This is a genomic window from Protofrankia sp. CiP1_Cm_nod4 (assembly GCF_982290645.1).
In genome coordinates, this window is record NZ_CEVIVC010000041.1 from 20,997 (window position 1) to 26,598 (window position 5,602).

Consider the following 5,602-nt stretch of genomic DNA (forward strand, 5'->3'; position numbering starts at 1 on the left):
GGAAACATGACAAAGAACGCGGACAGAACGAGTAACACGGATGACGCCCGCTGGGACACGGCGGCGTTCACCGTGGACGCGCGGGGCCGCCGATGCCCGCTGCCGGTCATCGAGCTGGCCCGCCGCATCGGCGAGCTCGACCGCGACACCACCCTGGTGCTGTGGGCGGACGACCCGGCCGCGGACCTCGACGTCCCCGCCTGGTGCCGGATGCGCTCCCACGAGCTGGTCGCGACCCGGCCGCTGCCCACGGGCGGGACGGCCTACCTCGTCCGCCGCCTCGCCTGAGCCCCCGGTCAGGCCGTGGGCAGGTGGGAGGCGATCTGCGCGGCGGCGTCCGCGCCGTAGGTCTCCGACAGGCGTTTGACCAGCTCGGCCGGGACGGTTTCGTACTCCTGGGTGCCGACGGTCTCCAGCGCCAGCGTGGCGAGCAGGCAGCCAAGCTGCGCGCTGCGCTCCAAGGACAGTTCCCAGGCGCGCCCCGCGAAGAAGCCGGCGCGGAAGGCGTCCCCGACGCCGGTCGGATCCGGGGTGATCCGGGCGGGCACGACCGGCACCCGGATCGGCGCCTGCCCGACGGCCTCGATGGCAGCGCCGTCCGCGCCGTGGGTGGTGACCCGGATGCCCACCCGCTGGAGCACCTGCGCGTCCGACCAGCCGGTCTTGCTCTCCAGCAGGCCCTTCTCGTACTCGTTGCACAGCAGCCAGGCCGCGCCGTCCACCAGCCGGCGGATCTGTGGGCCGTCCATCCGGGCGAGCTGCTGGGAGGGGTCGGCCGCGAACGGGATGGACCGTTCGCGGCACTCGTCGGTGTGGCGGAGCATCGCCTCCGGGTCGTTCGGGCTGATCAGGACCAGGTCCAGGCCGCCCAGGCGGTCGGCGACCGGGCGCAGCTCGATCAGCCGGGCGTCGCTCATCGCGCCGGGATAGAAGGAGGCGATCTGGCAGAGATCGTCGTCGGTGGTACACACGAAACGGGCGGTGTGGGCGACTTCGCTCACATACACCGAGCTCGTGTCGACGCCGTTGCGGTCGAGCCAGGACCGGTAGCCGGCGAAATCCTCGCCCACCGCCCCGACGAGAACGGGACGCAGGCCCAGCCGTCCGAGCCCGTAACAGATGTTGGCGGCCGCTCCCCCGCGCCGGATGACCAGGTCGTCGACAAGGAACGACAGGGAGATCCTGTCCAGCTGGTCGGCCAGCAGCTGCTCGGCGAACCGGCCCGGAAAGCGCATGAGATGGTCGGTCGCGATGGAACCCGTAACGGCAATAGGCACGATGCGTGATTCTACCTGGCCATCACCCGAAACCGCCGGGTCCACCCGGCATCCGCCCGTGCCTGGCCGGCGTTCCCGCACGGTGAAACACGGGCAGCAGGCCAGGACGAGGCCAGGACGACCGCCGGCACGGGTGGGCACGGCAGGCGTGTGGCCGGCTGGGAGCGCCCAGCCGGCCACACGTCACAACCAACGGCGCACCGAACGGATACCGTCGGTAGCCCGGAGGTGTCCGGCACCCCGGCCCGTCCGTCCGCTGTCACCTCGGCGACGGACGCCTACCGCCACCCCGGCCGCGACCGCGACAACACGGCCGGCCGGCCCTAGGGACCAACGCCTGGCCCCCGGCCCCTGGAATCAGCGGGCACCAGGGACCGCGGGAATCACAGGGATCAGTGGGATCAGTGGAAGGAGTCGCCGCAGGCGCAGGAACCCGCCGCGTTCGGGTTGTCGATCGTGAAGCCCTGCTTCTCGATCGTGTCTACGAAGTCGATCGTCGCCCCGCCGAGGTACGGGCCGCTCATCCGGTCGACCGCGACCTTGACACCGGAGAAGTCGAGGACGATGTCGCCGTCGAGCTGCCGCTCGTCGAAGAAGAGCTGGTAGCGCATGCCGGAGCAGCCGCCGGGCTGGACAGCGATCCGCAGCTGGAGGTCCTCACGCCCCTCCTGCTCGAGCAGGCTCTTCACCTTGTGCGCGGCCACGTCGGTCAGGATGACGGTGTTCGGACGAGTCGCTGTGTCCACGCCGGTCGCCGTATCGGTCGTCGTGTCCTGGACTGTCATGGAGGCTGCTCCCTAGTGAATATTCCCTGGGGCGTGGGGAGTCACGACGACAGCCACTGTCGCTCCTCCTTCGGCCGGTTGGATACGTGTGCAGGGATGCCAGGTATTCGGCTACTCGCAATACATGCGCATCCGAGATGTGCGCATCACTGTAGGCAACAACATGGGATGCCTGCGACGCCACCCTTCATGCACGGTCGCCGTTCCTGCCATCGCGACAGCAGTCACTACCAGAGTCACTACCAGCGGCGGCCGCCACCAGCAAGCCGTTGCACACGTCTGGCTGGAACGCCGCCCGCCGCGATTGCCTTCCCATCGTACGCAGATCGTCCGCGCATGACCAAGCACGCGGCCCGCGGCGTGATCACGAACTCGTCCCGCGCGGTACGGCAGAAGGTCCCAGACGATGCGGTACAGGGCCGCGGCGAGTTAGAGTCTTACCGACCATACGTCCCCATGCGTGCGGCCAGGCCACGCCACGGCCGGTCGACCTCAGGAGCGAGCATGACGACCCATCCCGCGCTCGAGCGCGCCGGCGTCGCGGCGCCGGGAACACCTCCGGTCACGCCGCCGTCCCCGCCGCGCCCCCGCTCCCTGGCCGGGCCGCTCGAGCTGCTGCTGCTCGGGCACGGCTCGGATCCCGGCAGCGAGCGCGGGGTCGACTGCCCCGGCGCGCTGCCGCCCGCGTCCGACCCGACGCTCGTCGAGCGGGCCAGGGCGGCCAGAGCCGCCCTCGGCGACTCGGTCTTCGTCCTCGGCCACCACTACCAGCGGGACGAGGTCATCGCCTTCGCCGACGTCACCGGCGACTCGTTCAGGCTCGCCCAGCAGGCCGCCGCCCGGCCCGAGGCCGGGCACATCGTCTTCTGCGGCGTGCACTTCATGGCGGAGAGCGCCGACATTCTCACCGGCGACCACCAGCAGGTGATCCTGCCCGATCTCGCCGCCGGCTGCTCCATGGCCGACATGGCCGCGGCCGAACAGGTCGAACAGGCCTGGGAGACGCTCGCAGACGCCGGCCTCGCCGACGGCACCGTGCCGGTGAGCTACATGAACTCCTCCGCCGCCATCAAGGCGTTCACCGGGCGGCACGGCGGCACCATCTGCACGTCCTCCAACGCCCGCCGGGCGCTGGACTGGGCGTTCGGGCCGGACCGGCGCGGCGAGCGGGTGCTGTTCCTGCCCGACCAGCATCTCGGCCGCAACACCGCCGTGCTGGAGATGGGCATGTCGCTGGACGACTGCGTCGTCTACAGCCCGCACCGCCCCGGCGGCGGCATCACCCGCGAACAGCTGCGGGACGCCCGGATGATCCTGTGGCAGGGGCACTGCTCGGTGCACGGCCGGTTCAGCCTCGGCTGCGTGGACGAGGTACGCGCCCGGATACCCGGCGTCACCGTGCTGGTGCATCCCGAGTGCCGGCACGAGGTCGTCACCGCCGCGGACCTGGTCGGCTCGACGGAGTACATCATCAAGGCGGTGGATGCCGCCCCGCCCGGCTCCAGGTTCGCCGTCGGCACCGAGCTGAACCTGGTGCAGCGGCTGGCCAACCGGCACCCTGACAAGACCGTAGTCTTCCTGGATCGTACGGTGTGCTACTGCTCCACCATGAACCGTATCGATCTGCCCCACCTCGTGTGGGCCCTTGAGTCCCTGGTCCGCGGCGAGACGGTCAACCGCATCACGGTCGACCCCGACGTCGCGGCACACGCCCGGAAGGCCCTCGACCAGATGCTGGCACTGCCCTGATGGCCCTGTTGAAACGACGCACGTCCGTCCCCGACGATCCCGCGGGCACCGCGGGCACCGCGGGCACCGCGGGCACACCGGTGGCCACCGCCGGCTCCGCTCCCCCCGCCGACGCCGAGCCCGGGAACCGGCCGGGGGGCGGGGTGGGGAAAGGCCGTCCCACCCCGAAACGCAGCCAGGCACGGGCGGCGCGCGCCCGCGGCGGCGCCCTGCCCGCCACGGCGTCCCGCAAGGAGGCCCGGACCCGCGGCCGCGAGGAGCGCCGCCGGTCGACCCGGGAGTACCGGGCGGCGATGCTCTCCGGTGACGTCAGCAGGCTGCCGCCGCGCGAGCGCGCCCCCGAGCGGGTGCTCGCCCGGGACCTCGTCGACGCCCGCCGCAACATCGGGCCGTTCTTCCTCGCCGCCGCCCTGGTGTACTTCCTCGGCGGCATCGTCCCCAACGCGTACGTGCGGCTGGTCACCACCTCGCTGATGCTGCTGGGCGTCCTCGCGGTGGCCGTCGACTCGGTGGTCCTGGCCCGCCAGGTCAGCGGCCAGGTCGCGCGCAAGTACCCGGACTCGCGGGTCCGGGTCCGGGCCTACGCGGTGCAGCGCGCGCTCCTGCCGCCCCGCTGGCGGATGCCCCGGCCCCGGGTGAGCCGCCGGGACGGCCAACGATGAACGTGTGATTTCACGGCCGGGCGTCCCGGGGCACGGGCGTTCTAAGGTGGCTGCGTGGAGCACAGACGACTCGGGCGTAGCGGACTGTCCGTCAGCGAGATCTCGTACGGCAACTGGATCACCCATGGTGACCAGGTCGAACGGGAACAGGCGCTCGCCTGCGTACAGGCCGCTCTCGACGAGGGCATCACCACCTTCGACACGGCCGACGTCTACGCGGGCACCCGCGCCGAGGCCGTGCTGGGCGAGGCGCTCGACGGCGTCCGTCGGGAGTCCTACGAGCTGTTCACCAAGGTCTTCTGGCCGACCGGCCCCGGCCCCAACGACCGGGGCCTGGGCCGCAAGCACATCATCGAGTCCTGCCACGCGTCGCTGCGGCGGCTGCGCACCGACCATGTCGATCTCTACCAGGCGCACCGGTACGACCCGACGGTGCCGCTGGAGGAGACCCTGCGGGCCTTCGACGACCTCGTGCGGGCCGGCAAGGTCCTCTATGTCGGCGTCTCGGAGTGGAGCGCCGCGCAGATCTCGGACGCGGTGCGGATCGCCGGCGAGCTGGGCTTCGACCGGATCATCTCCAACCAGCCGCAGTACTCGATGCTGTGGCGCACGATCGAGGCCGAGGTCGTCCCGACGTCCCAGGCCGCCGGTATCTCCCAGATCGTCTGGTCACCGGTCGCGCAGGGCGTGCTCACCGGCAAGTACCGGCCGGGCCAGCCGCCGCCGGCGGACACCCGCGCCACCAGCGTGAACGGCGGGCGCTTCATCCAGCGGCTGCTGGGCGACGACGTCCTCACCCGGGTGCAGGACCTGCTGCCCGTCGCGGCCGACGCCGGCCTGTCCCCGGCCCAGCTCGCGGTGGCCTGGGTGCTCCAGAACGACAACGTGGCATCGGCGATCATCGGGGCGTCCCGGCCGGAGCAGGTCCACGAGAACGTCAGGGCATCCGGGGTGAAGCTCGGCCCCGACCTGCTGGCCCGGATCGACGCCGTGCTCGGCGGCGTCATCATCACCGACCCGAAGATCGTCGGCTAGCCGCCCGGCCGCGCCCGGGCCGCCGAGCGCCCGAAAGGCATGATCGGCGCGTTCGACGGCAGGGCCGCCGGCCGATGGTCACCAGCCGGCGGTC

The 5,602-nt window shown here is 71.7% G+C and carries 6 protein-coding genes; 4 read left to right on the forward strand and 2 right to left on the reverse strand.

Features of this window, described 5'->3' with window-relative positions; translation table 11 throughout:
• Positions 1-288 (forward strand): sulfurtransferase TusA family protein (locus AC5LSR_RS10345; RefSeq protein ID WP_493468385.1); only part of this gene is annotated, 288 nt, incomplete at its 5' end.
• Between the two features lie 8 nt (positions 289-296).
• Here AC5LSR_RS10345 and AC5LSR_RS10350 read toward each other — a convergent pair.
• Together AC5LSR_RS10350 and AC5LSR_RS10355 are read right to left on the reverse strand one after the other, a co-directional pair.
• Positions 297-1,277 (reverse strand): carbohydrate kinase family protein, encoded by a 981-nt coding sequence (locus AC5LSR_RS10350; RefSeq protein WP_250285801.1) that lies wholly within the window; start codon positions 1,275-1,277, stop codon positions 297-299.
• Between the two features lie 401 nt (positions 1,278-1,678).
• Positions 1,679-2,062 (reverse strand): HesB/IscA family protein, encoded by a 384-nt coding sequence (locus AC5LSR_RS10355; RefSeq protein ID WP_250285802.1) that lies wholly within the window; start codon positions 2,060-2,062, stop codon positions 1,679-1,681.
• A 504-nt stretch (positions 2,063-2,566) separates the two neighbouring features.
• Between AC5LSR_RS10355 and nadA the strand changes: the two genes are divergently transcribed.
• Genes nadA through AC5LSR_RS10370 form a run of 3 tightly spaced genes read left to right on the forward strand, consistent with a single transcriptional unit; the run spans position 2,567 to position 5,508 of the window.
• Positions 2,567-3,811: a quinolinate synthase NadA gene (gene nadA, locus AC5LSR_RS10360; RefSeq protein ID WP_250285803.1), complete on the forward strand. Its 1,245-nt coding sequence runs from the start codon at positions 2,567-2,569 to the stop codon at positions 3,809-3,811.
• A complete protein-coding gene (locus tag AC5LSR_RS10365; RefSeq protein WP_250285804.1) occupies positions 3,811-4,473 on the forward strand; it encodes a DUF3043 domain-containing protein in 663 nt (220 codons plus the stop codon). The genes nadA and AC5LSR_RS10365 overlap by 1 nt, the downstream gene beginning before the upstream one ends.
• Before the next feature lie 54 nt (positions 4,474-4,527).
• Positions 4,528-5,508 carry an aldo/keto reductase family protein gene (locus AC5LSR_RS10370; protein WP_250292021.1) on the forward strand — a complete coding sequence of 327 codons (981 nt, stop codon included), beginning with the start codon at positions 4,528-4,530 and terminating at the stop codon, positions 5,506-5,508.
• The last annotated feature ends 94 nt before the right edge of the window (positions 5,509-5,602 follow it).

Bases quoted from the DNA above. Each gene is read 5' to 3' on its own strand.
- AC5LSR_RS10355 (WP_250285802.1), bottom strand. From the start codon at position 2,062: ATGACAGTCCAGGACACGACGACCGATACGGCGACCGGCGTGGACACA.
- nadA (WP_250285803.1), top strand. From the start codon at position 2,567: ATGACGACCCATCCCGCGCTCGAGCGCGCCGGCGTCGCGGCGCCGGGA.
- AC5LSR_RS10365 (WP_250285804.1), top strand. From the start codon at position 3,811: ATGGCCCTGTTGAAACGACGCACGTCCGTCCCCGACGATCCCGCGGGC.